Annotated in this window: 23 protein-coding genes and 1 pseudogene; 9 read left to right on the forward strand and 15 right to left on the reverse strand. The window is 47.2% G+C overall.

Translation table 11 applies throughout. The features are described from left to right. Positions 1-170 precede the first annotated feature (170 nt). From FC82_RS06575 to FC82_RS06610, 8 genes are all read right to left on the reverse strand, one after another. On the reverse strand, positions 171-1,013 hold the full coding sequence (locus FC82_RS06575; protein ID WP_056996552.1) for a methyltransferase domain-containing protein: 843 nt from the start codon (positions 1,011-1,013) through the stop codon (positions 171-173). Between the two features lie 383 nt (positions 1,014-1,396). Then, positions 1,397-1,837, reverse strand: coding sequence for a hypothetical protein (locus FC82_RS06580; protein ID WP_054760915.1), 441 nt, complete (start codon positions 1,835-1,837; stop codon positions 1,397-1,399). Between the two features lie 460 nt (positions 1,838-2,297). Further along, on the reverse strand, positions 2,298-3,920 hold the full coding sequence (locus FC82_RS06585; RefSeq protein ID WP_054760917.1) for a glycoside hydrolase family 43 protein: 1,623 nt from the start codon (positions 3,918-3,920) through the stop codon (positions 2,298-2,300). Between the two features lie 375 nt (positions 3,921-4,295). Next, the gene (locus tag FC82_RS06590) at positions 4,296-5,765 is read right to left on the reverse strand and encodes an MFS transporter (protein WP_056996553.1); all 1,470 of its coding nucleotides are present in this window, start codon (positions 5,763-5,765) and stop codon (positions 4,296-4,298) included. A gap of 345 nt (positions 5,766-6,110) precedes the next feature. Continuing rightward, positions 6,111-7,013: an AraC family transcriptional regulator gene (locus FC82_RS06595; RefSeq protein ID WP_056996554.1), complete on the reverse strand. Its 903-nt coding sequence runs from the start codon at positions 7,011-7,013 to the stop codon at positions 6,111-6,113. A gap of 327 nt (positions 7,014-7,340) precedes the next feature. Then, a complete protein-coding gene (gene budA / locus FC82_RS06600; protein WP_054760918.1) occupies positions 7,341-8,054 on the reverse strand; it encodes an acetolactate decarboxylase in 714 nt (237 codons plus the stop codon). 56 nt (positions 8,055-8,110) lie between these two features. Then, positions 8,111-8,533 (reverse strand): hypothetical protein, encoded by a 423-nt coding sequence (locus tag FC82_RS06605; protein WP_054760920.1) that lies wholly within the window; start codon positions 8,531-8,533, stop codon positions 8,111-8,113. A 263-nt stretch (positions 8,534-8,796) separates the two neighbouring features. Beyond that, positions 8,797-9,744 carry a quinone oxidoreductase family protein gene (locus FC82_RS06610; RefSeq protein ID WP_056996555.1) on the reverse strand — a complete coding sequence of 316 codons (948 nt, stop codon included), beginning with the start codon at positions 9,742-9,744 and terminating at the stop codon, positions 8,797-8,799. 130 nt (positions 9,745-9,874) lie between these two features. On the opposite strand from FC82_RS06610, the gene FC82_RS06615 reads away from it, so the two are divergent. Continuing rightward, complete coding sequence (locus tag FC82_RS06615) at positions 9,875-10,375, forward strand: MarR family transcriptional regulator (RefSeq protein WP_056996556.1); 501 nt, start codon at positions 9,875-9,877, stop codon at positions 10,373-10,375. A gap of 122 nt (positions 10,376-10,497) precedes the next feature. Here the strand turns inward: FC82_RS06615 and htpX are convergent, their stop codons facing one another. From htpX to FC82_RS06630, 3 genes and pseudogenes are all read right to left on the reverse strand, one after another. After that, positions 10,498-11,400 carry a zinc metalloprotease HtpX gene (gene htpX / locus FC82_RS06620; protein ID WP_056996557.1) on the reverse strand — a complete coding sequence of 301 codons (903 nt, stop codon included), beginning with the start codon at positions 11,398-11,400 and terminating at the stop codon, positions 10,498-10,500. Between the two features lie 118 nt (positions 11,401-11,518). Further along, positions 11,519-12,082 (reverse strand): LemA family protein, encoded by a 564-nt coding sequence (locus tag FC82_RS06625; RefSeq protein ID WP_056996558.1) that lies wholly within the window; start codon positions 12,080-12,082, stop codon positions 11,519-11,521. Positions 12,083-12,292: 210 nt separating this feature from the next. After that, positions 12,293-13,483 (reverse strand): annotated as a pseudogene (locus tag FC82_RS06630) (aminotransferase class I/II-fold pyridoxal phosphate-dependent enzyme). A gap of 211 nt (positions 13,484-13,694) precedes the next feature. Here FC82_RS06630 and FC82_RS06635 point away from each other — a divergent pair. The 3 genes from FC82_RS06635 to FC82_RS06645 all read left to right on the forward strand — a co-directional run bounded on the left by FC82_RS06635 (position 13,695) and on the right by FC82_RS06645 (position 15,341). Further along, positions 13,695-13,919 carry a DUF2829 domain-containing protein gene (locus FC82_RS06635; RefSeq protein ID WP_054760925.1) on the forward strand — a complete coding sequence of 75 codons (225 nt, stop codon included), beginning with the start codon at positions 13,695-13,697 and terminating at the stop codon, positions 13,917-13,919. Then, the gene (locus FC82_RS06640) at positions 13,919-14,674 is read left to right on the forward strand and encodes a 3-oxoacyl-ACP reductase (RefSeq protein ID WP_054760928.1); all 756 of its coding nucleotides are present in this window, start codon (positions 13,919-13,921) and stop codon (positions 14,672-14,674) included. The genes FC82_RS06635 and FC82_RS06640 overlap by 1 nt, the downstream gene beginning before the upstream one ends. Before the next feature lie 163 nt (positions 14,675-14,837). Continuing rightward, positions 14,838-15,341 (forward strand): QueT transporter family protein, encoded by a 504-nt coding sequence (locus FC82_RS06645; RefSeq protein ID WP_056996559.1) that lies wholly within the window; start codon positions 14,838-14,840, stop codon positions 15,339-15,341. A gap of 176 nt (positions 15,342-15,517) precedes the next feature. Here FC82_RS06645 and FC82_RS06650 read toward each other — a convergent pair whose 3' ends face one another. Then, positions 15,518-16,219: a GTP pyrophosphokinase gene (locus FC82_RS06650; RefSeq protein WP_056996560.1), complete on the reverse strand. Its 702-nt coding sequence runs from the start codon at positions 16,217-16,219 to the stop codon at positions 15,518-15,520. Between the two features lie 129 nt (positions 16,220-16,348). On the opposite strand from FC82_RS06650, the gene FC82_RS06655 reads away from it, so the two are divergent. Further along, positions 16,349-17,461 carry a YdcF family protein gene (locus FC82_RS06655; RefSeq protein WP_082620240.1) on the forward strand — a complete coding sequence of 371 codons (1,113 nt, stop codon included), beginning with the start codon at positions 16,349-16,351 and terminating at the stop codon, positions 17,459-17,461. Positions 17,462-17,629: 168 nt separating this feature from the next. Here the strand turns inward: FC82_RS06655 and FC82_RS06660 are convergent, their stop codons facing one another. Both FC82_RS06660 and FC82_RS06665 read right to left on the reverse strand, forming a co-directional pair. After that, entirely contained in the window at positions 17,630-19,243 is a 1,614-nt protein-coding gene (locus FC82_RS06660; protein ID WP_056996561.1) for an FAD-dependent oxidoreductase, read from the reverse strand. Positions 19,244-19,354: 111 nt separating this feature from the next. Further along, entirely contained in the window at positions 19,355-19,969 is a 615-nt protein-coding gene (locus FC82_RS06665; RefSeq protein ID WP_056996562.1) for a TetR/AcrR family transcriptional regulator, read from the reverse strand. Positions 19,970-20,077: 108 nt separating this feature from the next. Between FC82_RS06665 and FC82_RS06670 the strand changes: the two genes are divergently transcribed. Then, complete coding sequence (locus FC82_RS06670) at positions 20,078-20,944, forward strand: DAPG hydrolase family protein (RefSeq protein ID WP_056996563.1); 867 nt, start codon at positions 20,078-20,080, stop codon at positions 20,942-20,944. A 197-nt stretch (positions 20,945-21,141) separates the two neighbouring features. Then, positions 21,142-21,672: an HXXEE domain-containing protein gene (locus FC82_RS06675; RefSeq protein ID WP_161939717.1), complete on the forward strand. Its 531-nt coding sequence runs from the start codon at positions 21,142-21,144 to the stop codon at positions 21,670-21,672. Between the two features lie 63 nt (positions 21,673-21,735). On the opposite strand, the gene FC82_RS06680 is transcribed toward FC82_RS06675, so the two are convergent. Further along, entirely contained in the window at positions 21,736-23,868 is a 2,133-nt protein-coding gene (locus FC82_RS06680) for an ATP-dependent Clp protease ATP-binding subunit (RefSeq protein WP_056996564.1), read from the reverse strand. A 570-nt stretch (positions 23,869-24,438) separates the two neighbouring features. On the opposite strand from FC82_RS06680, the gene FC82_RS06685 reads away from it, so the two are divergent. Then, positions 24,439-25,419 carry an aldo/keto reductase gene (locus FC82_RS06685; protein ID WP_054760940.1) on the forward strand — a complete coding sequence of 327 codons (981 nt, stop codon included), beginning with the start codon at positions 24,439-24,441 and terminating at the stop codon, positions 25,417-25,419. 148 nt (positions 25,420-25,567) lie between these two features. Further along, on the forward strand, positions 25,568-26,335 hold the full coding sequence (locus FC82_RS06690) for a threonine/serine exporter family protein (protein ID WP_054760942.1): 768 nt from the start codon (positions 25,568-25,570) through the stop codon (positions 26,333-26,335). The last annotated feature ends 2 nt before the right edge of the window (positions 26,336-26,337 follow it).

Genomic DNA, 26,337 nt, shown 5'->3' on the forward strand with positions numbered 1-26,337 from the left:
AAACGCATCTCCCAACCATAATAAAGATAAGATTTCTTATTATTAAGTATAACATTACTAAAAGTAAATAATAATTAATAACGTCAATTGATACTATTATAGTTGAAAAATGTCGTATTGTGCCACCAAAAAATGCGTTGACTGTGACTAGTCGAACGCATTTGACTTCGCTAAATTTCCACAATACCGACTTCAAAATCTGCGGTAATCTGTGTTAGTCCCTCTGCCAAAATAGCCTCTCGCCGGTCCCCTGCCTGCCATGTCAACGGTGTCATCGCAAAAAGTGCTTTAAACAAATCAGGTGTCAGAGCAAACTGATACGTGACCGGCACGAACGTAATGTGGTCATACTGATCCATAAAGTGTTTCTTAACTGGCGTATTATCATAAGTTGCATGTTCGCCTTCAGGGTAAACGAGCTGGCGCAATTCAGTCAGGTAATGACTGTTAGGAATCACCTTGATCAGTGTACCGCCGGGTTGCAAAACGCGGTCAAATTCTTGATAATTTGCGGGTGACAGAATGTTAACAATGCTGCTGACCGCGTTACTTTCAAACGGTAACTGGGCTAAATCACCCACAGTGAACAACGGCTGCGGGTCGCTCACGACACCGGAACCAGCAATGTTAATGGCCGGCTTAGAAATATCCAGCCCCACAAAATCACCCGCTCGGTATTGAGCTGCCAGCCACTTTGTTGTCGTCCCTTCGCCGCTGCCGGCATCAAGGATCAGGTCGCCTTGTAAGTGCTTGACGACCTCGCTTAGCATTGGCTCAAAAAAGCCGCTGGTGAGCACCTGCTGGCGATTACGCAGCATCTCATCCGTATATTCTGTATTTACCGGCGCGTTTAGGAAAAATAATGTCCCCTTTTTCGAAAGGTCAAAGGTGTGGTCATTGCTGCAACGCAGCGTGCCGGCCGCCACATCTATAAAGGGACTGTGACAGACTGGACATTCAAATTGGTTCAGATGAGTCGCTAAAAAGTGACTCGCAAGTTGGATTTTGTTCAAAATGGGCCTCCGTTTTGTTCGATAATCCTATGATACTGGGGTTTAGTTGGAAAGTAAACTGTAAGTGAACAACAAAAAAGCGCCAGTATGCGGGCGCTTTTTGATGAGACGTTTTTAATTGTTACCTGTTCCCCAGATGGTGCCTTGTTGGTACGGTTGTCAGTTGCGGTAACCCCCATTTTTCATGGAGGTTGCGCGCGGTTCTACCTTGCCTGATGGCGCCTTGAAGAGGGTGGCTCGCCATGACGGAAGTAATTTCAAAGCGTGAAGTGCAGCTGACGGGACGTGCAAAACCATAATTGTCGATTTTTACCCATCCAGTCCTGTACGACTTGCGCCTAGATTACCGTTGCCGAAACATATGACCGCCGCTTCCTCATCCGCTAGCCTAAAAAGTATGATGAATTAGCCAACGGCAATGTCACCTTTGAACCAATCACGTACACGTCCGCATAGTGTGAACGGCCAAGGTAATTCTTCAATAGAACTGTGCGTTTAACGTGACCGATCTTCATTTTCTTTGTCTTGTAGGTTGAGTTGGTAATCCCCTTTGGTCCAATTTGGTACCAGCCGCCCTTTTTCTTCGTGACTTGCAGATCCTTGATCTTATACTTCATATGAAACCCTTTGTCACCAACATCCATTGAAGTTGATTTGAATTTAATGAATGATGGATCCTTCACTGACTTCAAATTCATGTACCAGTTATGACGTAGTGACGCTGGAATTTTGGTTGAAGCCTGAGCCGGCTTAGCCACGGCAAAAATCCCCACGATCAATGCCAAAGAAAGTGCTGCAAGCACGATTCCCTTAATCTTTTTCATGATGTTTCTCCTCCAATAATCATCAGCTTTTACCGTCGTCAGTGTCTGGACTGTATGCGTACCCCTATGTAAAAGTTAAACATTATCGTGCTATCATTCACAATAAGTTTAACATAGCTTTTTCCCGTTTTGAACATACTGCCGTGGTCAATATATCGCACACGTGTGTAAAATTTTGACCTTTTCGGTAACGGCGCTTTAACTTACGTCCAGCGCGTTTTCTACACCCTATCCAGCCATGGAATCGCAACCTTCATGTGATTCGAAATCGAAACGGGAACGGGAACGTTTAATAACAAAGTGATCTGTCCGACAAAGACGCTCATCCCAAAAGCCAACATGTTCAGCCAACGATCCTGGTCGGATACTCTACGACCCCGTGTGAATAAACGGCTTTTAAAGCCAAAACAAAAAGCACCTGGCAATAGCCAAGTGCTTCAAGTGAGCAATGACGGAAATATTAGTCGAGTTCTTTGTAGTCGAAGTAGTCAAACTCTGCTGGTTGTTTGTAACCACTGTAGTCAACTGCTGCGAGACCAACAAAGGCACCGGTGAAGAAACCACCGTATTCTTGAAGGATGTAGTCGTCTGACAAGTGAGCAGCATCTAATTCAACTGGAATTTCGTGCCACGTCTCGCCGTCAAACGAGTATTCGTAGGTGTAAGACTGTGTCCGAGCCTTTACCTTGAACCAAACATATTCAGTGTCTTCAGGAATCTGAATGGCGTCATCTTTGAGGTATGAGGTGTAGTTGTTCCGATCGTTTTCGGCAACTTCGATCACATGCCCCTTCTTTTCGTCCCAGGTTATGAAAACGAATGACCAGTTTTTATCGTTATAGAAATTGGTCAGGCCGGCCATTTGCTGGTAAGTGTATGGGTCAAACTTCACTTTTGTTTCTGCATCAAAGTTGAATGCTTGCCATCTTCTCGCAATCATGGAAACGTCAAATTCACTGGCAAGCGAGCGTTGGCCGATCAGGGTCAGTTTACCGTCACCAAAGGCACCCATCTTGTCGTCAAACGGTACCCGAAGCGTGTTCCATTCGCCGTTTAATTCAGGGGTATCAAATTCGTCATGTTGGTCACCATTGGCGGGCGCATCCGTCAAGATAGCGTCCTTTGGCGCGTCAACTTCCATTTGACCACCGTGACCGCCGACAACGCGCGGCCATCCTTCGTCATCCCATTCAACCTTTTGGATCGAAGTTTCGCGACCCAGGGTGCACCAGCCGCGAGGGTCAGTGAAGGATTCGTTTTCGTGGTGCCATGGCCGGCCACACAGTGAGGCGTAGTACCATTCATCACCACTCGGCGTGTTAACTAAGGCACCGTGGCCTTGCTTTTGAATACCCAGCCGCGGCGTATCAAAGTTGGTGATGAATGGGCCGTCTGGTTCAGATTCAAAGGTTAAGGCGTCAAGGGTTTTAGAGCGGGCAACCACTTCTTCGTGGGTGTAAACGGTCCCGCCTTGAGCTGCAAACAGGTAATAGAAGCCGTTGATCTTGTACAGATGCGGCCCTTCCACCAATTTAACATCCGTCCCAGTGTAAATGGTGCGGGCGGTGTGCGGCTTCAACTGCATCGTGGTCGTATCAAATTCGGTTAAAGTAATCCCATCAAATGGGTGGTGGTATTCACGATGATCCCAGGTCTGTTGAACGAGGTACTTGCGGCCGTCGTCATCGTGGAACAGTGAGGCATCAAAACCGACACCATTAACCGCAATTGGGTCGCTCCACGGGCCGCGAATATCATCGGCTGTGGTTAGGTAGTTGGTCATATCCTTGAAGGCACCTTCAGTGATCTTGACATCGGTGTAGATCAACCAGAACTTGCCGTCAGCGTATGTCAAATCAGGCGCCCAAATGCCACCTGATGAAGGATTCCCCTTCATATCGAGCAATGTGGTTGTAGACAATGGTGATGGCAAGAGGTTCCAATGCACCAAGTCCTTTGACTCATGCAGCCGAACGCCAGGGAACCACTCAAAGGTGGAGTTGGCAATGTAGTACGTATCACCAACGCGAAGCATACTAGGATCGGCGTTAAAACCATGTAACACTGGGTTTTGAATCTTCATGATATTTCCTCCTATAAACTATAATTTGTTTTAATATTGTTTAGCGGTTAGCTGACTCGGTGCTGTGCTAAGCTGACAGTTGACATGAATCATCGACTGCTCAGAAAATGAAGCAACTTAGCGTTACCGGCCAATCGTCCATCCCGACTATCGCTGCGGGGTTACTGTCAAATGCGTTTAAACGCTGTCGAGGGCGGATAATCTATGAACCGGTGCTAATGAGCAGCTGCGCATATCACAATCGTGAGGCTACGGCATCGTTCACCAACACCGAATGCGGCGGACGCACCAGCAAATGCAGGTGCACCGTGATAGAAAGCAGCAACTTCAATTCACAAAACGTGTTGCCTGCGACAGCAACTATCGTTTAATGAATTAAGCATTCTTCTTCTCAGCAACGATCTCCTTGTTGATCTCGTCAACGCGGGCATCCGTCAGTGGGTAACGGCTCATGATGAAGATGGCAACGATGGCCATGATGATCGGTAACCAGATCATGGACCACTGAATACCCATCAAAGCAGCGTGCGGTTGAGTAGCAGCGGCACCGTTGAACTTGAAGTAAGCGTTGATGTAGCCTGGAATAATCCCACCAAGTGCAAGGCCAATCTTGAAGAACAGACCCATGATGGCGTTGATGATCCCGGCAACCCGTTTCTTGGACTTGTATTCGCCGTATGAAACAACTTCAGGCACCATTGACCACATGTAACCAGTGGCTGCGGTTAAGCCCCATTGCTGGAAGAAACGCCCAATGTAACCAAGTGTCGTTTGGTTCTTAAATTGTGGTAATGACCATGCCCAGATGATCAGACTCCCAATGATGAACAGTACCAGGAAGAGGTAGAAGAATCCTTTTTTACCAATCTTTTTACGAATGATTGGCCATAAGAAGACTAAGAAGATGCCAGGAATTGACCCAATCAAGTTGATTGAAGCCATCCATTCTGGGTGACCGATGTTATATTGCGTGTAGAATGGCCAAACAGTGTTGCCGAAGAACATGAAAGTAAAGCCGACCAGGAAGAACAGACCCAAAACTTGAAGCGGTTTGTTATTCTTTAATTCAGTCCACAGGTCAGAGTACTTAACTGAGTCAGTTTCCTGTTCGGTTGGTAAGACCCGTTCCTTAACGCCGAAGTATGTGAACAGCAGCATGCAGAACCCGATAACCATGTAAACGGACATCACGAGGAAGTAGGCGCCGCCAGCGTGTGGTGAGCTGTAGTTCCCAAGGTTGAGTTTGATGCCAAATAAACCAATGTCCTTCAATTGCTTGTCAGGTGAAGCCATTTGAACAAATAATGGCAGGAAGGTGTAAACCAATAAGTTACCGATGTTGGCTTCAGTCATCCGGACAGTGGACAAGGTTGAAACTTCTTGGTTGTCCCGGGTAAGTGAAGCGTTCAAGGCACCGTATGGGATGTTGACCAGTGAGTAAACCATGGCGGTCAGCATGTAAGCAACGAAAGCGTAAAAGACATTGCCCCGAACGGCTTGAATTGGCAGGAATAAAAGCGCTGACAATATTGTCAATGGAATCCCGAACTTAAGTAAGAATGGCCGGTATTTCCCAATTTTAGTAACAGCAGAACGGTCGACGTATGCGCCGACCCACGGATCCCAAAAAACGTTGATCCAACGAACAATTAAGAAAATGGTGGCACCGGCTGCGGCGGAAATTCCGTAAACAGTGGTGAGATAAAACAGCAACATGGAACCAATCGTCCCGAAAATCAAGTTTTGCGCGAAATCACCAGCCCCATACGCGATACGTTCGCGCCAGGAAAGCTTGGCAAATTCATTGTTTTGTGTTGATGAATCTTGGCCTGCATTTGAAGCCATAATGATTCCCCCATTTCTATGAGTTAAAACAAATTTTTGGTTACGGACAACAAGAAAAAAATTTGTGTGATTGTCATCGTGCAGTTCATCACGAAATTGTGAATGTGAGTTGGTTAAAAATAAGTGCTACTTAGTTTTTCGAATGAACTAACTGATTACAGGCATAATTGTATACGGTTTCATTTAACGAGACTACCTTCAAATATGCCTATTTTTAGTTAAATTCTGACCAAACTAGTGTCTAAAAAGTGCCCTAATCGCCTTTACAATTGATTAGGGCACAAGGTATATTTTATACAATTCACAGCAGAATAAATGCAATGTGTTGCAGATTCAACCGAGCAATTATTCAAAGTAACCGCTTTCTTTTACATTACGAACTTTACGTTTAGTCACAATTTGGCGCTGATATTTACTTGGTGTGACCCCCGACCACTTCTTAAACTGCTTGCTGAAGTTTGAAATGCTGCTGGCGCCCATCATATAGGAGACCTCTTCAATCGAATACTCTGGTGATCCCAGCAGCAGCTTGGCCTTACGATACTTCTGTTCCTCGATAAAATGCAGTGGCGTAATACCGTAGACTTTTTTAAAGGTGCGGTGACCGTAACCGGTACTGATTCCAAGTTTCTGGCAAATATCGCCAAACGAAAAGACCGGTACTTCTTCTTGATCAATATAGTCCTCAATGAGGGTGGCCATTTCACGGCTAACCTTGGCTTCACGTTCTGAATACTTCGCGTTTTTTGGTTTATAAGCGTTGATATTTTCCATGAGACCATATAGAAAATTCAGCAATTCAATCTGAATCTTAATGTTGGTCTGTTCTTTGTCTAAGTCGGGATCGTCACTAAACGCCACCATCTTCTGGGCTGTTTTCATTGCGAGCTTAGCAATTGGTGCGTCTGCTGGAATCACAGCATTGGCGACAGTGCTAATAATTTCTGATTTTAAAGTCAGGCTCTCGATGTTGAAGTGAAACGTGATATACGTCATCGGTTCTGTATCACTGGCATTCCAATTGGTGTGCAGTGTGCCCGGAGACATTATCAAAACGCTTCCTGGGCCATACGTAAACGTCGACGAATCCTTGATCTCGGTGGTTTGCTGGCCCTCAACGATACACATCAGTTCAAAGGCCTGATGTTTCTGTTCAAAAAAACTCCACTCACCGGGAACAGTCCGCATGTGACCGCCGAACATGTATAGACTTGAATCGACCACTGGTAATGAGACAAATTTTTTCATGACCAATCCTCCTTATCAAGATAATTTATTCATATCATATGCATATAACGTACATTAGTCAAATGCTGAGGTTCAGGTCATTTATCGATAATTATTAAAAAGATGATTGTTTTTAGTTAATTTGTGACCAATTATGAGTTTTCAAGTTGATGTGCTTCTATGGATTAATGAATAAGGCGTGATTAATTCGATTAATTAATTAAGAAATAATTCACATATGTAGGTAAAAAAATGCGACATTGTGTCGCAATTTTTTGATTTACTTAATTTTCAAGTCTGTGTGCAAGAATCTTCATCATACTTGGTACTACGTAATTTTTACTGCAGTTAATGTTCTGCGTGTGCAATATCATCGTAAATCGAATCATCCGAAAAATCATGGCTCATATACTCAGCATTATTGACAGGCAAATGCTGTTCCAAAGTCGCAAACTTCTGACCGGCAATCGTGCCCTTCTTGAGATTAGCGTTTAATACATGGCCGCCGAAATCATGTGCATCCGATAGAAAATGGTGATGAAATCCACCGACCGCTGCACCGTCAAACAATTCTGGTGAATAGTAGCTGAGCATGGTTCCCTTGACTTCATCCTTGTGGAAAATACTCTGCTGGTCAGCCGTTTCAGCCAAGGTCTTAAACGGTTTTTGCGATTTTGCCACAGCCCGAGTGGTCACATCGACAAAGGTCCCCGTTGTCAGCACCGCAAAGAAGGTGTTTGCCCAGTGCGTCTGTTTCAGGACTAATCTTTCCAACTCCGGTTGTGCCAACTGCGCATCAACCGCCGTTAACTTTTTAAAATCAGCAAAGTGCACCGATGCAAACGGGGTAGTAAAATCGGGACCAATCGTGTTGACCTTACCAAAACTATCAGCTTGGTACGCAACACCGTTTAAAATAATCAGCTCGCCATCAAGCCCCTCACCGGTACCAATGCCGGTATCACCGTGCGTTAAAAGCTCTTTCATCGTCATCGTGCCCGCTAATAAACCGGGCACCATTAACGCTAATGTGCCGTGTTGATAAAGTGTGCTTGTTGTCATGCTGTGCTTCCTTCCAAAAAAACGGACTCGCATTTGGCGCGTCCGTTCACTCTATTTTAATTAACTTTACGTCTTTCCTGAATGTTGCCATTACCCCGATTACGGTTGCGCTGCTGACCGTTATAAATCAATCCCCAAATACCAGGAATCAGGTAGAGCCAACCTCCCAGCACACCGACAACGATCAAAATAATTGGCCACGTATCAGCGTTGTGATCGTGCAGGCGCAAGATACCAAAGATGGCAAGGATCTGCATGGCAACGCGCCAGATGAACCAGACCGTGCCAAGACCAATCAGCCAGTGAGTGCCCATCATGGAACTGCCACCCATCATGCTGCCGCCCATCATTCCCCGGCCGCCAAATAGCGAACCGGTGATGCTGCTAAAACCGATACTGCCAATAACCAGTAACGTTTCCAAGCCCCAAATAATCCAACCGACAATTTGAACAGGGCTTTGTGAATGTCTTCTTGTCATACTTAAAACCCCCTATGTGGTTCCGGATCAACTTGCCTGTTTGACTGTCTGCCAAATCAGGCTGTAACCAAATCCTAAACTCATTATAGCACGCCTGCGTGTGAAACGAGCATCTCTAGCCGAAGTGCAATTTCACTCCAATCGTGCTGTTATTTACGCTGAGGCGATGGCGCTCAGTATTGATTTGTAAGCCACTAAAAAAACTGCCTATCAGGAATAAATTTCCAGACAGGCAGCCCGCTTTAATCGTGCAATTTCAGATGCTATGGCTTGAAAACGACCCGGTTCGTTGTTTGCGTCGGCCAGTTTTCGTGGACCGTGCTCAGTGGGAAAACAGTAGTCGCAACGGCTAACGTCCCATCCTCGATCAAAGCCAGCAAACCAGGCATGTGTCCCAAAAAGTCACGCCGATCAATTGAGCCGATACCACTGCCAACCAAGGTTAAATTTGTGCTCCGTAAGGCGGCTGCAGGCAAGGCAAACGTCTGACCAGCAATCGACCCAATTTCGATCCAGGTTAGCGGTTGAGCGTGGTTTTCTCGCAATCGCAGCATCGGCACCATGAATTTGGCGGTAACATCACCCCAGAGGTAATCGAGAACGACGTCAGCATCGGCAAATTGCGGCAATGCTTTGGCCACGTCTTCGTCATTGCCCAAATTCACCACGGTAGCGCCAAGCTTTTCCGCTTCAGCTAACCGTTCCGCATTCCGGCCAACACCAATCACTTCAGCGGCACCAAAATATTTGGCAACGGTGACGGCTAACCGGCCGGCATTACCAGTGACGCCGAGGATCACGACCTTTTTCCCATTAATTTTGTCGCCACCCAGTCGCGCTTCGATGGCCATGTATGATGACATAGCGGGATTGACAGTGGCGGCAATGATCTCCGGTGCCACGTTGCCGGTCAACGGCACCATCAAGTGTGAATTAATGGCTGTTTTTTCAGCTAATGCGCCGTAGATCGGTTTATTTGCGTTGAAGTAGACCAGCTGACCATCTTTCGTTCGGCCAACACCATCGACCCCGGGAATCATCGGTAATTGATGATCACTGCTGTAGTGGGACCCGTTTGCGATGGCGCGAACGACTTGGTTAACACTGGCGGCTAAAACGGTAATTTCAGTCTCGCCTGGTTCAACTACTGGGTCAGCAAAATCCTGGTATTGTGGTGCTTGGTTAAAATCTGTAACAACTGCTGCTTTCATAATAAGACTTCCTTTTTTTAATTTGATTTCGTTTAAGTTGCATTTCAATTACTAGTAATATAAAATGAGCATAACATCAATTACCTGTAATGTAAATAGATTACTAGTAATATATTTAAGGAGTTTAGCTATGTCAACCAACAAAGAAACGCTCAATCAGCTCCGTGAAGCCATTGATGACGTCCATGATCAACGGAAACTTTTTCAACACTCACTGACCCAAGAAATAATTGCCAGTCATGAATTTAGTGATGAACAACTTGCCAAAATCACTAAAATGAAGCTCAATCACTCTAAGGTCGAGATTCTCAGCATCGTCAATGATGCGGGCGAACTGCCGTATAAAACGCTCACAGAACAGGCTTCTTTTTCTCAGGGCATGGTTTCGCGCTACGTCAAGCAATTAATTACCGCCAACCTCTTGACCAAGGTAAATTTGCCAGACAATAACAAAGCGTATAACTTGCAAGTCACTGATGCAGGCCGCATCCTTGCCGAGCAACACGATGCAATGCACGTGAAAATGGATACTGCTTACAACGCAGTGTTGTCTCAATTTTCGGATAAGCGCATTGCAAAAACCATTGAACTGCTGCAGGCTTTGGCGACGACGCACCTTGAGAAACGGTGAAAACAGCAAAAAGGACCAGTTCGCGATTAACTGACGAACTGGTCCTTTTTACGTTTATTTTAGTATATGTGCTGTCTCGAATTTAATTAAATCAAGACGGCTTAACACTTACCATTCATAAATTACATTTTCTCTAGTCGTGCGATCCGTTCTGCCATCGGCGGGTGCGTATCAAAAAGGTGCGACATCGACCGCTTCTTTTTGAACGGATCTGAAATATAAAGTGCTGCGCTGCTTGGATCGGCTTCCTTCATCGGTTTGCTATCCGATATCTTTTCTAAAGCTGAAATCAGCCCCTGCGGATTCCGCGTCAGTTCAACGCTGCCCGCATCGGCCAAGTATTCTCGGTTACGCGACAGCGCCATCTGCGCAATGGTGGCAGCCAGCGGGCCAAGAATCAGTAACAGTATCGAAACGACCATCATGATCAGTTGCACATAGCCGTTACCCTCTTCTTTATCATTGTTTCGACGGCGACCGCCGCCCCACCAGAACCAATGGGACGCAAAGTTGACCAGCAAACTAATGGCCGCGGACAGCGCTAAGGCAATCGTCTGTAACCGAATATCATAGTTGCGCACGTGAGTCATTTCATGACCCATGACGCCTTCCAACTCTTCCCGGTTCAGGCGATCAAGGATACCGCTGGTAGCAGCCACGGCTGCATGTTGCGGGTCGTTTCCCGTTGCGAACGCGTTTGGACTCGGATCATCAATAATAAAGACCCGCGGCATTGGTACCCGGGCAACTAACGCCATATCTTCAACAACGTGCCATAGTTCCGGTGCGTCCGCCTCATTTTTGATTTCTCGCGCGTGATTCATGGACATGACCACATTTGTTGAGTTGCCGATCATAATGCCACAGTAGATCGCCGCCACGACAACCGCAGCAATCATCCCAATCACACCGTTATCATAAAAAACGTACCCTAAGGCAAATCCGATTGCAATCAACAGCAGCACAAAGCCAATCAGAACGTAAATCGTGCGCCGTTTATTCCGCGCAATCTGTTCGAATAGCATGGCTTGTCCTCCCTTTTTGGTTTTCTTGTGACTTATTTTGGGCGTTTATATCAGATTTTATTGGCACCTTTTGGCAGCATCAGTCTCGCTGTAAAAGGCTGGCCACCCTTAAAACACCTTACTTATCAAAAGAAACCTTAGGCGCTTCCTTCTCTTCTTCAGGTACTTGTAGGTACTCAGAAATCGTAAAGTGGTGGATTCCAGCAACAATGTTGCTTGGGAAGGATTGGATCTTGAGGTTAAAGCTGGCTACGCTTGAGTTATACAGTTGCCGTGAGTAGGCAATCTTGTTCTCCGTGTTAGTCAGTTCTTCCATTAACTTCGTGTATTCGTCGTTAGCCTTCAGATCTGGATATGCTTCTGCGACAGCAAAGATACTCTTCAGTGAATTACTCAGTTGGTCAGAAACGTCCATCATCTTTTGGTGATCACCAGCTGGCATGTTCATCAACTGGTTCCGCAAGCCGACAACCTTTTCCAAGGTGCTTTGTTCGTAGTGACTGTAACCCTTTACCGTTTCAATCAAGTTGGGAATCAAATCATTCCGCCGCTTTAATTGAACGTCGATTTGGCTCCACGATTCTTGAACGTAAGTCCGACCCTTGATCAAGCCGTTGTAGGCGCTGACGTAAAAGATTGCCAGCAAGACAATGATCACAATTGCAATTATCCAAGCTATCATTTCAGTATTCCCCCGTTTAATTGGATTTGATATATCTATTTTAACAGGTCTGATACGTATTTTCGGTTAAGAATGCGTTATTCTTTGGAATTTTTACAAATTAGCCGCCTGTTAAGGCCAGTTTGTTTAAAAATTCACCCGTACATACTATAACTACGGAAAAATGCTGTTTTGTTCTAAATTACTGACTAACATTTCGGCACGCGATGGTCACTTCTTGCTTTGCAGCAACTCCGCCATACCAGAAACAGCCGCTTTAATATTGTCCATACTTGACGCGTAGCTGATGCGGATATACCGGTCATCGCCAAACGGTTTCCCTGGCATTACGCCAACGTGGTATTTTGCAGCCAGTTCATCCGCGAATTCAACACTTGTCTGATGACAGATTTCGGGAATCTTGGCGAAAATGTAGAAGGCCCCGCCAGGCTTAACCATTTCAAACCCGAGCTTCTGTAATTCTGCTGCCAAATAAGTACACCGTTTTTCATAGATGACCCGCATCTTCTCGGCATCAGCCTGGCCGTGGGTCAGCGCTTAAACTGACGCGTACTGCACGATTGACGTTGGCGTCGTCACCTGAAACTGGTGGGCTTTTGCAATTTCGTCGATGATCCCGGTCGGCCCGAATACGAAACCAATGCGCCAGCCCGTCATTGCGTGGGATTTCGACAAGCCGTTTACGATAATCGTTTGGTCTGGTAACCAAGCGGATAAACTATAGTGTTTTGCGCCACCATATAGTAATTCACCATAAATTTCATCACTGATGACCCATATCTTGTTGTCACGCAACACATCAACTAACGCGTGCAACTGGTCTTCCGTGTAGATCACACCAGTCGGGTTGCATGGATCTGTAATCACGACACCCTTAATCGGCGTCTCCGGGTTAGCATCAATTGCCGCCTGAACTTGTTCAGGTGTCAGCACAAAGTCGGAAGTACTGGTATCCACCATGATTGCCTTTAAATGGTTCACCCCGGCTAGAGCTTTGTATACAGGATAGGCTGGTGCCGGAATGATCACCCCTTCCCCAGGTTTGAACAGCGTTTTGAAGGTGGCTGCTAAGCCCTCCGTCGCCCCAACTGAACAGACAATTTGGTCGGCCGTGTAGTTGTACCCAAACTTTTCACGATAGTATTCAGACGCCGCGTCACGCAATTCCTGAATCCCCCAATAATAAGGATAATGTGATTTATCGTCAGTAATTGCCTTGATGGCAGCGAGTTTAATATGTTCTGGTACGTTAAAGTCGGGCTCGCCTAAGGTTAATTTGACGATGTTCGGGTCCTGACTGATCTTGTGGTCAAACGCTCTGAGTGCTGATGGTGCGACGCTGGTGATATCTGGGTTGAGTTCATTGATTTCCATAGGATGGCCTCCATTTTTGTGATTCATTTCACTTGAAAAATTAAACGTATCCGTCTGTTTAAAGTTTACCACAGAATGATTTACCCGCTTTTAATATTGTGTGGCGATTCTTGCTTTGAAACAACACTCCAGTTTTTCACCCGAAAGCAGATAGGTATTCCTGTCGATAGCCACAACTGACAGCACCCCTTTCCTATGTTAAACTTTTAAGTAAACCAAATTTCAGGAGGAACACAACATGACATTCGAAGCAATTTTACCCTATCTCAAAAAAGGCGACCACGTCGTTCGAACTGGTTGGGAAGGGACTGAACTTTACGTCCAGCTTCAGCCAATGGGCACATTTGACGGTGACCAATTGAACCCCTATTTTCTGATCAAGACCGAAGATGAAGCCTTCAGCATGTGGTCACCGACAGACTGCGACATTCTGGCTGACGACTGGGAACTTGTGGCGGACTAATGACCGATGCATTTCAGAATCAAACGGTCGTTGTGACTGGCGCGGCATCCGGAATCGGTGCTGCTCAGGCTGAAAAATTCATTGCTGCCGGGGCCACCGTGGTTGCCGTGGACAACAATGCGGATGGGTTGCAGCAGCTCGCCGAAAAATGCAATTCTGCGTCGCTGCACACGCTGGTCGGTGACGTCAGCAACCAGGCGACCAGCACCCAGACGCTGACCCGCGTTAACAAGGTCAGTGACCATCTGGATATTGTTTGTAATACCGCTGGCGTGCTTGATGCGTACAAGCCCGCAATGGACACTAGTTTTGCTGACTGGCAGCATATTTTAAACGTCGATCTCAACAGTCAATTTCTGATGGTCAAGGCAGTGCTGCCCCAAATGCTGGCTCAGCACCACGGTGTTTTTGTCAACATGGCGTCAATTGCCGGCCTCGTTGCCGGTGGTGGCGGCATTGCCTACACCGCGGCCAAGCACGCAATCATTGGTATGACCAAACAGCTCGATATCGATTACGCCGACCAGGGTATTCGTGCCAATTGCTTGGCACCGGGTGCCATCAACACGCCGATGAACGCTGCCGATTTTGCGGGTGACGGTCACATGGCTAAGTGGGTTGCTTCGGAAACGCCGGCCAAACGTTGGGCAACGGCCGAGGAAGTAGCTGATTTAACGTTGTTTGTCGCCAGTTCGAAAGCTGACTACATTCATGGGGTGACCATCCCGATCGACGGCGGCTGGCTAGCAAAGTAGTTTTTTTCAAATCCAGCCTTGCCAAGTTTGTCAAAGTGTTGCACACTAGAACACGGATAAAATTCATTTAAATGGCGTCAAATCTGACCGATGCCACTACGACACTTCATTTTCCTTTGGTCGTAGTTATGACTAGCCCCTCGCGGCTACAAAGGAGATCACTATGAAAAATTCCACCAATACATCTAGTTTGTCGACCCAAAGCATTGCGAAAACAGCCGTCGTGGCAGCCCTCTACGTTGTCATCACACTGGTCCTCGCGCCAATTAGTTTCGGAGCTGTTCAGCTTCGATTTGCAGAAATGTTTAACTATCTGGCCCTGTACAACAAGCGCTATATCTGGGGTGTCACACTAGGTGTTTTTTTAGCGAACTTTGCGTCACCGACCTGGGCGTTTGACGTGCCGATTGGCAGTCTGTCAACGTTGCTGGTTTTGATTTTCGTTCGGTTCGTAACCGCTAAAATCAAGGACATGCGCGTTAAGTTCGTCATCACCGCCATCATCGTGGCGATTTCGATGTTCAGTATCGCTGGCGAACTCTACTGGGTCTCAAAGATTCCGTTCTGGATGAGCTGGCTGACCATTGGCCTGGGTGAACTGTTGTCGATGGCCGTTGGCGGCTTTATCATTTACCCAATCAGCAAACGGATCAACTTAAGCGACTAATTAAAAATGACGCTGGATCAAAAGTCCCTACACGCCATAAAATGATTCTTTTAGCGTGTTCTGGATATCTGGTCTGAACGCTCGCTATGAATACAAGCGCTCCTAGTTGAAAATCCGAGTTGGATTTTCAACTAGGAGCGCTTTTGTCTGGAAAGAAACTAAATTTTGTCTCATTCTTATTTTGTTTGTGCTTTTTTCTGGTTCCCTTCATTTGAATCCTGATCCGTCTGCTGCCAAATATCCTCTCGCAGTGAATCCATTTTGTTATCCAATCGGGTAATATCCTGCGCCGTTTTCGCCAAATCCGCGCGAATGGCATCCTTATTTGGAATGTCCTTCTTGTAGTTCAACTCATGTTCCACTGAAGCCCAGAAATTCATCGCAATGGTGCGAATCTGAATTTCCACATCAATGTTTTCCGTCCCACTGCTAAAGTAGATCGGCACAGACACGATGATGTGCAGGCTGCGGTAGCCATTGGTTTTGGGGTGAGCAATGTAGTCTTTTCGCTGAACAACGCGCACATCTGGTTGGTCCAACAGCATATCTTCCAACGTGTACACATCGCTGATAAACCGCGTAATGACTCGCACACCAGCAATGTCGTGCAGACCCGTAAACAGTGTTTGGCGGGTTTTTGGCAGGTGTTTACGGTCGACCTTTTCCAAAATACTGTCCGGTGATTTGATTCGGTGCTGAATGCTGTCAATCAGCGCATAATTGTTTTCTAGTTCAAATTCATGACTGAGAAACTGTAATTTATCCACAACAAAATCCATGGCGGTACGAAAACGGATGGAGAAGCCTTCCCGCAATTTCATTGAATCAGAAATCGTGCGTTTGTCCACAATATCGTCGTAAAAGTCTCGATTTTCCATGATCATCCTCGATTTTTTAACTTGTTAACTCGTCAATTATTATACGCTAAATCACCCCACGATTTGAGAATTTCACCTTTTTTCTAAGAGTGGGCTATAATCAAATGGAGACCATCTAGGGGGTATACCATGGCACCAAACTACATTGGCTATTTAAAGTTCGGCTGGCTGTTTTGTCTGATCTGGCTAGTTATCTTTCTTTTCGGCTACCTGCGTGACCGAACCAAACTGCGCAACGGCATCTGGTTCAGTATCTTCTTTTATTCATTCTGGATCGACCTTGGGCTGACCATCATTGCGACGAACAATGACAAACTCATCTATCCGATTGGGCTGCTGTTCATCTTCTTTCTGTTCTGCATTGGTATCGCATTTGCGTTGCAAGCTTTTCTATTGCTCTGGAACGCGGCAATTGTTTGGCGGCGGGAGAGTCATTCACCGGCGAACATGCTGACGCTTTACCTGGGCATCATCATTTTACTCATGCCCTTCGCAGAACGACTCATCGTCCACCACTTGCCGCTTTTTTGGTCAAACTTACTGATTACATTTCCAGTACTCTGCATCGCATACGCGGCGTTCTGGTTCTACAATTACCTGACCGTGCTGGTGCTGTACCAGTTCTATTGGCCGCGATATAACAAGGATTTCATCATCGTGCTGGGAGCCGGCCTTATGAACGGCGACCAAGTTACACCGCTTCTAAGTCAACGAATCGACCGCGGAATCAAATTCTATCAAAAACAACTCAAGAAGAAAAACAAGCGTGCCAAAATGATTCTGTCTGGCGGCCAGGGTGGCGATGAAACCGTGCCCGAGGGTGAGGCCATGCGCAAATACGCGGTGGCCCATGGTGCTAACCCAAACGATGCCATTGCTGAAGCTGAGTCAAAAACAACCCTGCAAAACATGCAATATTCAAAAAGAATCATCGACAGTTTAAAAATCGACAAACCTAAAACGATATTCGTGACCAACAACTACCACACCTTCCGAGCAGCAATGTTTGCAAAGACAGTCGGACTAAAAGCCAGCGGCCTCGGTTCACGAACAGCCCGATTCTTCCTGCCAAACGCGGTGATGCGTGAGTACATTGCGGTGGTCAACCGGCAACGAAAAGTCCACCTCGTGATGATAATTGGTCTGTTTTTATTAGCGCTCCTGTTTAGCCTGTTGGAAGCTGAACCGGGAAGCGTTGGCCACATGCTTCAAGTCTTCCAGCAGTTTATTGATCATCTGTAATCGTAGTCAAAAAAAGCTTCAGGCCGCCTTGGTCTGAAGCTTTTTTATTAATAGTTAAGAGGTGTTGTTATTCGTTCAAAAATTAACATCGATACAGCACGCTTCAGGTGGTGAAATTAAACCGATCACGGGATTGGGTTGTCGTGTCAAAGTGCTCTGTGCCACGCGCTACTCCGCGACAATCTTGACATCAAATCCCTTACCAGCAAGGATCCGCGAAGCATTGTAAGGGCCTAACCCCTTGCGTGCCAAAATGTAAACCGGCTTTGACACATCCAGCTGGTCAAGTTCATCCCGAAGAATACTCAGTGGGATTTCTAAATCAGCTTTGATGTTGCCGCTGGCCGGTTTTCCGGCTTCGCGAATATCCAAAAATTGGGCGTCATTCTTCGTCGCGTCACTCAGTTCAGTGATTTTAACCGTGTTCAACGCTTGATTCCGCTGGTTGATGGCCACGTACCCGGCGACGTTGAGCGGATCTCGCGTGGATGAATATGGCGGTGAGTATGGTAACTCCAGATTTGGCAGATCATTGATTCCCAAACCGCCCGCAATAGCGGCCGATAACTCGCCAGACCGTTTATCAACGCCCCGTTCGCCGAGGAATTCGCCACCCAGAATTTGACCGGTCGACGGAATGAAAATTAATTTAATGTTCAACCGATGCGCATCCGGATAGAAGGACGCGTGGTCAAACGGTGTCACAAAAATCGTTTCGTAATCGGTGATGCCAACGGCCTGCAGCGCCATCTCAGTATAGCCGACACAGCTAGCGGTCAGGTCAAACAGCTTGGCCACACTCACGCCGATGAAGCCGGGATACGTCATGTCGGCACCGTTAATGATGTCAGCCAACAAGTGCCCCTGCCGGTTGGCAGCACTGGAAAGGACACTTTGAATCGGCAAGCCGGTAATGAGGCTGGTGGTTTCCACCACGTCACCAATGGCGTAAATGTTTGGCACGTTCGTCTTCATTTGGTCGTCAACAGTAATGTGGCCGTCATCCGCTAGCGCCACACCGGCAGCCTTGGCAACCTCATTATTGGGTGTGACCCCGGTAACGATCATTAAAATATCCGTATCGATTTGCGTCCCGTCAGCCAAAACGACCGTCTGCCCACCGTCCGCTACGCGCGCCACGGTCTCATTCAGATGCAAGTCAACGTCGTGGTCGCGCAGATGTTGGGCCACAATGTCTGTAATTTCAGTGTCGTAGGGCATCATCACCCGGTCAGCTTGGTCGACCAGGGTAATCTGCATACCGAGCCGCTGGAAGTTTTCGGCAATTTCGATCCCCGCTGCGCTGGCACCCACGATGGTGGCCTTCTTCGGCTGAGTTTTATCGATAAATGCCTTGATGTGGTCCGCATCCGTCACGTTTCGCAGCGTGAAGACGTTCTTAGCATCATTCAAGCCGGTGATTGGTGGTAACACAGGACGCGCACCAGTCGCCAAAATGAGTTTATCGTATGTCTCGGTGTAGGTCTCACCCGTTTCAAGTTTGTTTACCGTTAGTGTCTGAGCCTCCGGATCAATTTGCGTGACCTCTTCGTGAATTCGCACATCGATGTTGTTTTTCTGCTTTAAGATCTCCGGTGTCCGTTCAATCAGAACATCCCGACCCGGTAACACGCCGCCAAGATAGTACGGTAACGCGCAACTGGCATAGGAAATGTGGTCACCCCGTTCAAACATCACAATGTCCATGTCCTCATTCAACCGGCGCAAGCGCGTCGCAAACGATGGGCCGCCTGCAACACCGCCAATGACTACAACTTTCATGATGGTACCTCCTTCTTCATGTAAGCGCTTTTAATCGTGACTAAAGCATACCGAGTCCTAGGGTATTCCGCAAGTAAGTGGCTCAACACACTGTTTCGTGAGACCTGGGCGTTACTTTGACCAGCCTAAGTCTTTTGGGCTGATGTTCAACAGCGCTACCGGGGCCGTGCTCTGGGCATATTGAATGTAGCTGAAAATGGTGTCAACGTCGCGCTCTGAATCCTCATTGATCCATGTTTGAATAATCGTAAACACATTACCGACAAACACGTTTTGAACGTACTTACTCGGCAATTTATCAAGTGGCAACGCATTTTCTCGATGCCCCCGCGCAAAATCCACTAAGATTGCGTAGGCGGTCTTTTTGACGTTCTCAAAAAACCGGGCGTCGCCATTGGGGGACATCAAGGTTCGAACAATGGCCATATGAGCTTGGATGAAGGTCAACACGCGTTTCACTGCCTCATTGGTCACTATGGCACTGCCATCCTTTAGTTCATACGGTTCATCCAGCATCATCGTTTTTAACGTAGTAAGCAGATCAGTTTCCATCCGATGAATAAAATCATACTTATCGTCAAAGTGTGCGTAGAAGGTCGCCCGACTAATACCGGCCTCGTCAATCAATTCTTTGACGGTCATCGTTTCAAAGGATTCTTGACTGAGTAGGGTTACGAATGCGGCATTCAACTTGTTCATCGTCTGTGTTTTACGTTTATTTGCCATAGTTTCTCCTATCTGGACACATATTGAAATACTGTATCTGTTTTTAGCGCTGCTTAGTTGTTACAATTCAATCATAATCATACAAAAAGTTCAATTAAGGAGACCGATATGCGACCAAAAACTTTTCAACTTGCAAATGGGACAATTGTCCAAAATACTTTAACAGCGTCGGAGCAGGCAAGTGCGCTGGCCGCTTATTACCACGCACCAATGGCGCCTGTCCCTGGTCGAGTGCTTCAGGGCCTCAATCAGGGGCCGATCAACGCATCAAAAATGATGCCGTTCACCGACATTAACCGACTTTTTGACCCCGGCTACCTGCCAGATGAAAACAGCTACGGTGTTTTTAACGACGGTTCCTGTTACGCAGCTAGTCTCATTGATATGCCGGGCGTTACAGGTGAGATGCTCGACTGGTGGTTTGCCTGGCATCCGCTCGAGGCCATCCGCTACAAAATCTGGTTTCCCAGTGCGCATTTCGGTATCAGTGCCGATGACCCTGATCGGCTTGCAGACACCACTTTGTCCTATCAGGATCGTTATCAAGAGATGAGCCAATACCCCGTTGAAGATGTCGGCGGCAGTATCGAACAACTTGAAATTCATTTTGTCACCCCTGAGCATATGGGTTTTGATACCCGCCGAATGACTGCTTCCGGTGTCCCAACAATTATTTGCGGTGATGTGGGCAATGTCAGCCCAAACCTCATGCATACGAAAATGGTGCATTTTATTCGCAACACGTCCGGCGGTGTCGAGATGCGCAGTCGATTTTGGATGATGGGTGATCTTCAAATTACTGGTCACAAAACCTTGAGTAAGTTAGTTTCAACCAAACCTGGCCGCAGGTTCGTCACTAGGTCTGAACATACCACCGCACTTGAATTAGCCCACAACATGGCCCAGCACGATGCCGCAGAGTACCATAACCTAGCCAGCATTCTGCCAGAATTGTACGCAAAGTATCGCAATTAACAGGCGAAGACAAGCCCAACTGACGCTACCCATCATCGTTAAGAAAGAAGGTATTTTCTGTAACTGCATGGTTATGGTTTGTAAAGTGGGGATGGCTGTACTGCATGGTTCTCATGAGCATCATTTTAACGGTTCAACTCATCCTGCACTAGAAAGACTGGAGCACCCTCACTAAATTCGGTGCGCTCACGGTTATTGTGCTTACGCTCCACGTCTGGGAAGAGTGGGTCATCCCCGGCGGCTTCCACGTGATTTACAATCTTGGATCGACCTATCCTGACCTCTACCCCATGAGTGAACTAACGGACATGTTGACGAATTTTCTCGGTGGGCTGGTGTGGTTCATCGCGACTGAAACCAACCATTATGGTGTGAGATTAGGAATCGCAACTTTGCTGTTTGGTTACTTCGAATTCATCATTCATAATTTTCTGTGTTTGCAATCACTAAACGCCTACGGGAAATATGGTCAGATCACCTACTACGCGCCCGGTATGATCACTGCGCTTCTGTGCTGGCTGCCGCTTGCTATTGGGCTGACCGTGTATTTCAATCGCCACCGACCCGGTATCAAAGCTTGGTTTCAAGGTGTTGGCGTGCTTATTTTGTTAAGTCTCGCCATCGTTCAATTGCCAGAAGCCATGCTGAAAACACCAAATAACCCGTATCGTTTTGGCAACTATGGCTACTATCAAAAGTACAAAACACAGGTTGAAGCCCATCACTGACAACACAAAAAGGCTCCCGCAATCCACTCATAGATTGCGGGAGCCTTTGTCACAGCCTAACCATTAGGCCGTCACCCCATCCAAGCTGGAAATCGTGATGCTGCCATCGACCAAATCAGCTTTGAGTTGTTTTGCATCCATGTGATCCAGGTAGAAGTCCGTGACCTTGTCCCGAATTTCTTGTTCGATCACCCGACGAAGCGGACGTGCGCCCATGGCTTCATCGTAACCCTGTTCCATTAACCAGTCCTTTGCGTCGTCAGTCACAGTAAGCGTAATGGCCTTCTTAGCAAGGGTGTCATTGACGTCACTGAGCATCAGATCAACGATTTGGCTGAGGCCATCCTTAGTCAGGTGGCTGAATTCCACGATACCGTTGAACCGGTTCAGAAATTCTGGTCTGAAGTAAGGTGCCAGCTTGTCGGCTAACGTCTGGTCATCGTCCTTGTTGCCGGTGAGGGCCTCGTTGCCAAAACCGGCGTTGGAAGTAGCGATGATGATCGTGTTCTTAAAGTTCACGACGTTGCCTTGGCCATCAGTTAAACGACCGTCGTCCATGACTTGCAGCAACAGCGTCAAGACTTGCGGATCCGCCTTTTCAATTTCATCCAGCAGCACAATTGAGTAAGGATTCCGACGGACTTGTTCAGTCAGCGTGTTGCCGTTATCCTCATAGCCGACGTAACCAGCGGAGGTCCCAATCAGCTTAGAAACGGCTGTCCGGTCGCTGTATTCACTCATGTCGAGACGGATGATGGTGTCCTTGTTGCCAAACAGGTCAACTGCCAGCTGCTTTGCGAGTTCCGTTTTACCGACCCCGGTTGGCCCGACAAACAGGAAACTGCCGATTGGCCGGTTACCTTCGTCAAACCCAGCCCGGTTCCGACGGATTGCTCGTGCGACCATATTCACGGCCTCATCCTGGCCGATAACCTTGCCCTTGAGCCGGTCAGCGATACCCTTTAACCGTTCAACATCGTTGCTGCCCATCTTGGCAACCGGAATCCCCGTCAAACGTTCAACGGATTCCGCGATGTCGTTCGGTGTGGCGACAACCTTCTCAGTCGTTTCAGCATCGGCGTTTTTGAGTTGGGCCGTTAATTGATCCACTTGCTTCTTGGCTGCGGCTGCCTTCTCATAGTCTTCACTCTTTGCAGCGGCTTCTTTATCAGTCTCCGCTTTCTTGAGTTGTGCCTTCAAATCATCACTATCCGGTTCAGCATTGCCGGCTGCCAAGTGAGCCGCAGTCATGTCGATCAGGTCGATAGCCTTGTCCGGCAATGTCCGCTGCGGCATGTACTGGATCGAATAATCCACGGCGGCTTTCAACACATCATCTGGTAAAGTAACGTGATGGTGCTTCTCGTACAAGCCTTTGATGCCCTGCAGGATTTTGAAGGTATCGTCAGCCGATGGTTCGTTGATGACCACATCGTTAAACCGACGTGCCAACGCGGTATCCTTTAAGATCGTGTTTCGGTATTCATCCTGGGTAGTCGCACCGATAACGGTAATATCGCCACGTGACAGCGCTGGCTTGATAATGTCAGCCAACCCTTTTCCGCCGCTCTCTTCACCGCCAGTTGCACCGATGCCCAAGATCTGATGAATTTCGTCAAAGAACAGGATGACGTTGCCGGCAGCCTTAACTTCCTTGACCAAGTTCTTAATGTTTTCTTCAAAGGAACCACGGTATTGCGTACCGGCTTCCAATGAAGACAGATCGATCGAATAGATTTCCTTACCCTTCACGGATTCCGGTACTTTATCATCGACGATTGCTTGGGCTAAGCCTTCCACGACCGCCGTCTTCCCAACACCGGCATCCCCAACGAGGATCGGGTTGTTCTTGATTCGCCGGCTTAAAATTTCAGCCGTCTCCTGAATTTCCTTGTCACGGCCGATCACTGGATCCAATAAACCATCGCGGGCTTCCTGCGTCAGATTACGACCAAGTTTTTCCAAAATACCGCCCTTTTTAACGGCGTGTTCACTACCTTCATCGTTTACTGGAATTTCGTGTTCCCGGTCTGGCAATTTGCCAGTTGCACGGTACTGCGCGAATTCGTCCGGGGTCAACTCATGACCGTTAACCATGTAACGGGCGGTCTCGCCGTTCCCCATGTCCCGGGAGACCTGATTAAATAAATCATCCATGTTGTTACCAAAGAATGGATCATTGAAAATGTTTGCCATAAAAACGCACCCCCATAGTGTTTTTTAGTGCCAATTCCAACGAAAAAGCACCGTTTCAGTCAACGGTGCTTTCCTGATATTATTGAGTTGGTCTATCAGTTAAGCGAGTTATCATAGTAAGTAATTACTACTAATTATGGACAATATCGGACTTTAATCCGTTATTGTTTATCCATTCCCGTCAACATAATTATAGTAACACATTTTTAGCACTCGTGCAAGTAGAGTGCTAATTCTTTTTGAAACTTCTTTCACCCTCTTCAAATTGTTTGAAAACTAGTGAGATAATGCCGTTACTTTCTGCAATGATACGCTAGTACTGAAATTCGATTGCTGCCGATTATTTTAGTCGTGACATGCTTTATTCTTCCAACAGAACCGAACTCAGGCTATATCCGTCAATCACAACTGGCATGTCAGATTCAGACAACGCACCGCCCGTTTAAGGCCGTAGTGACTACTATTAACTGAGAAGAACACAATAAAACGGTCAGAAGCATACCATCACCAGCACATTTTTTGTATAATTGAAACTGTAAAACGTTTACAGCAATTTAAGGAGGAATCTGCATGTCACAGCAAGTAAAAATTGGTAAAACTGACGTCACTGCAACCGCTTTGGGGCTAGGCACCAACGCGGTAGGCGGTTATAACCTCTTCCCTAACCTGAAGGATGAAACCGGGTTAGACATTGTTAAAACGGGTGTTGAAAATGGCATCACGTTACTCGATACCGCCTATGTATACGGCCTCGGTCACTCTGAAGAATTAGTCGGCAAGGCCATCAAGGACTTTGACCGTTCGAAACTGGTCATTGCAACTAAGGGTGCGCACGATTTTTCTACGGGCGAACAGGTCATCAAAAACGACCCGAAGTTCTTGACTGAACAGGTGGAAGCCAGCCTGAAACGTTTGGGTACCGACTACATCGATATTTATTACATCCACTTCCCAGATCATGATACCCCGAAAGCAGAAGCCGTTGGTGCACTTCAACGGTTGCGTGAACAGGGTAAGATCCGTGCCATTGGGGTCTCCAACTTTAGTCTGGACCAGATCAAAGATGCAAACGCGGATGGTTATTTAGACGTTGTTGAAGATGAATTCAGTCTGCTGCACCAGGACCACGGGGCTGACATGCTGCCTTATTTAAAAGAAAACAACATCAGTTTTGTGCCTTACTTCCCATTAGCATCCGGTCTATTAACTGGTAAATACACTAAGGATGTTAATTTCCCGAAAGACGACATCCGCAGTCAAATAGCAGACTTCCAAGAACCGCGTTACAGCAACATTCTGGCTGCTATCGATAAGGTTCGGCCGATTGCCGATGCGCATGATGCCACGGTTGCCCAAACCATTCTAGCTTGGTACATCAAGAATCCGCTGATCAGTGTTGTCATCCCCGGTGCTAAGAAACCAGAACAAGTAGCTGCCAATGCGAAGGCCATGAGCGTCAATCTGACCGATGATGAATTTAAAGCCATTGACGCTGCCTTTAAGGGATTTAAGCACATCACCAGCGGCAAATCATTAGCTGACCCTGACTAATTTATCTGCCCCTTATTAAAAACGCATGCCGGAAAACGCGGTATGCGTTTTTTTGTGCCAAACGATTTGGTACAGGTTGACGAAATCAAAAATTAACGCATATACTGATTTCAAAGAATCACAATGAAAAACGAAAGAGGGCGCAACTGTGGAAGCTGATACGGAACGCGACATTATTGAGGTCTGCGGCCATGCCGGTAAAATCCTCCTCGAGAGCGGTGCCGAGACTGCCCGGGTCGAATCAACCGTCGAATACATTGGCCGGGCAGCGGGCATCGACATCTCATGTCACGCTGAAATGACTGCAATCTTTGTGGATGCCAGTCATAACCCGACCACCCACCTGGTGAAGGTGCGGACTGGTGATTTCAATCTGCAGAAAGTCGATGAGATCAATACACTGTCTCGTCAATTTACCGCTCATGCGATTACGTTTGAACAGCTTAAAACCGGTATCACCCGGATCGACCACGCCGTCATCGATTTCAATTGGCCGGAAAAGATTCTTGGTGCCGGCCTGGTATCAGTGGCCCCCATGCTGCTGTTTCAGGCAACTTGGCAGGACCTGACGCTGGCCTTCTTCGTTGGTATTTTCGGATATCTGGCGTCTCAGTGGGCCGGTCGCGCTATCACAACGCCCTACTTTAGTATGGGCATTGGCGGCCTCGTAATTGGGTTTCTGGCTGCCAGCCTTCAAAGATTCGGCATGGCCGCCAGTGCGCAAAACATCATCGTTAGTGCCTTGATGCCGCTCGTACCAGGCGTGGCCGTCACTAATTCGCTGCGTGAAATCATTGGGCGCCACACCATTTCCGGCATGGTACGCGCGGTTGATGCGACGATGACCGCCTGCGCCATTGGAGCCGGCGTTATCATCGGCAGCTTATTGGGTCAAGCGTTGACGGGAGGCTGGTAAGA

It is taken from the genome of Secundilactobacillus collinoides DSM 20515 = JCM 1123 (assembly GCF_001435975.1).
Classification (GTDB): domain Bacteria; phylum Bacillota; class Bacilli; order Lactobacillales; family Lactobacillaceae; genus Secundilactobacillus; species Secundilactobacillus collinoides.

Coding starts and splice junctions, on each gene's coding strand:
- FC82_RS06580 (WP_054760915.1), bottom strand. CDS start 1,837: ATGAAAAAGATTAAGGGAATCGTGCTTGCAGCACTTTCTTTGGCATTG.
- FC82_RS06585 (WP_054760917.1), bottom strand. CDS start 3,920: ATGAAGATTCAAAACCCAGTGTTACATGGTTTTAACGCCGATCCTAGT.
- FC82_RS06590 (WP_056996553.1), bottom strand. CDS start 5,765: ATGGCTTCAAATGCAGGCCAAGATTCATCAACACAAAACAATGAATTT.
- FC82_RS06595 (WP_056996554.1), bottom strand. CDS start 7,013: ATGAAAAAATTTGTCTCATTACCAGTGGTCGATTCAAGTCTATACATG.
- budA (WP_054760918.1), bottom strand. CDS start 8,054: ATGACAACAAGCACACTTTATCAACACGGCACATTAGCGTTAATGGTG.
- FC82_RS06605 (WP_054760920.1), bottom strand. CDS start 8,533: ATGACAAGAAGACATTCACAAAGCCCTGTTCAAATTGTCGGTTGGATT.
- FC82_RS06610 (WP_056996555.1), bottom strand. CDS start 9,744: ATGAAAGCAGCAGTTGTTACAGATTTTAACCAAGCACCACAATACCAG.
- FC82_RS06615 (WP_056996556.1), top strand. CDS start 9,875: ATGTCAACCAACAAAGAAACGCTCAATCAGCTCCGTGAAGCCATTGAT.
- htpX (WP_056996557.1), bottom strand. CDS start 11,400: ATGCTATTCGAACAGATTGCGCGGAATAAACGGCGCACGATTTACGTT.
- FC82_RS06625 (WP_056996558.1), bottom strand. CDS start 12,082: ATGATAGCTTGGATAATTGCAATTGTGATCATTGTCTTGCTGGCAATC.
- FC82_RS06635 (WP_054760925.1), top strand. CDS start 13,695: ATGACATTCGAAGCAATTTTACCCTATCTCAAAAAAGGCGACCACGTC.
- FC82_RS06640 (WP_054760928.1), top strand. CDS start 13,919: ATGACCGATGCATTTCAGAATCAAACGGTCGTTGTGACTGGCGCGGCA.
- FC82_RS06645 (WP_056996559.1), top strand. CDS start 14,838: ATGAAAAATTCCACCAATACATCTAGTTTGTCGACCCAAAGCATTGCG.
- FC82_RS06650 (WP_056996560.1), bottom strand. CDS start 16,219: ATGGAAAATCGAGACTTTTACGACGATATTGTGGACAAACGCACGATT.
- FC82_RS06655 (WP_082620240.1), top strand. CDS start 16,349: ATGGCACCAAACTACATTGGCTATTTAAAGTTCGGCTGGCTGTTTTGT.
- FC82_RS06660 (WP_056996561.1), bottom strand. CDS start 19,243: ATGAAAGTTGTAGTCATTGGCGGTGTTGCAGGCGGCCCATCGTTTGCG.
- FC82_RS06665 (WP_056996562.1), bottom strand. CDS start 19,969: ATGGCAAATAAACGTAAAACACAGACGATGAACAAGTTGAATGCCGCA.
- FC82_RS06670 (WP_056996563.1), top strand. CDS start 20,078: ATGCGACCAAAAACTTTTCAACTTGCAAATGGGACAATTGTCCAAAAT.
- FC82_RS06680 (WP_056996564.1), bottom strand. CDS start 23,868: ATGGCAAACATTTTCAATGATCCATTCTTTGGTAACAACATGGATGAT.
- FC82_RS06685 (WP_054760940.1), top strand. CDS start 24,439: ATGTCACAGCAAGTAAAAATTGGTAAAACTGACGTCACTGCAACCGCT.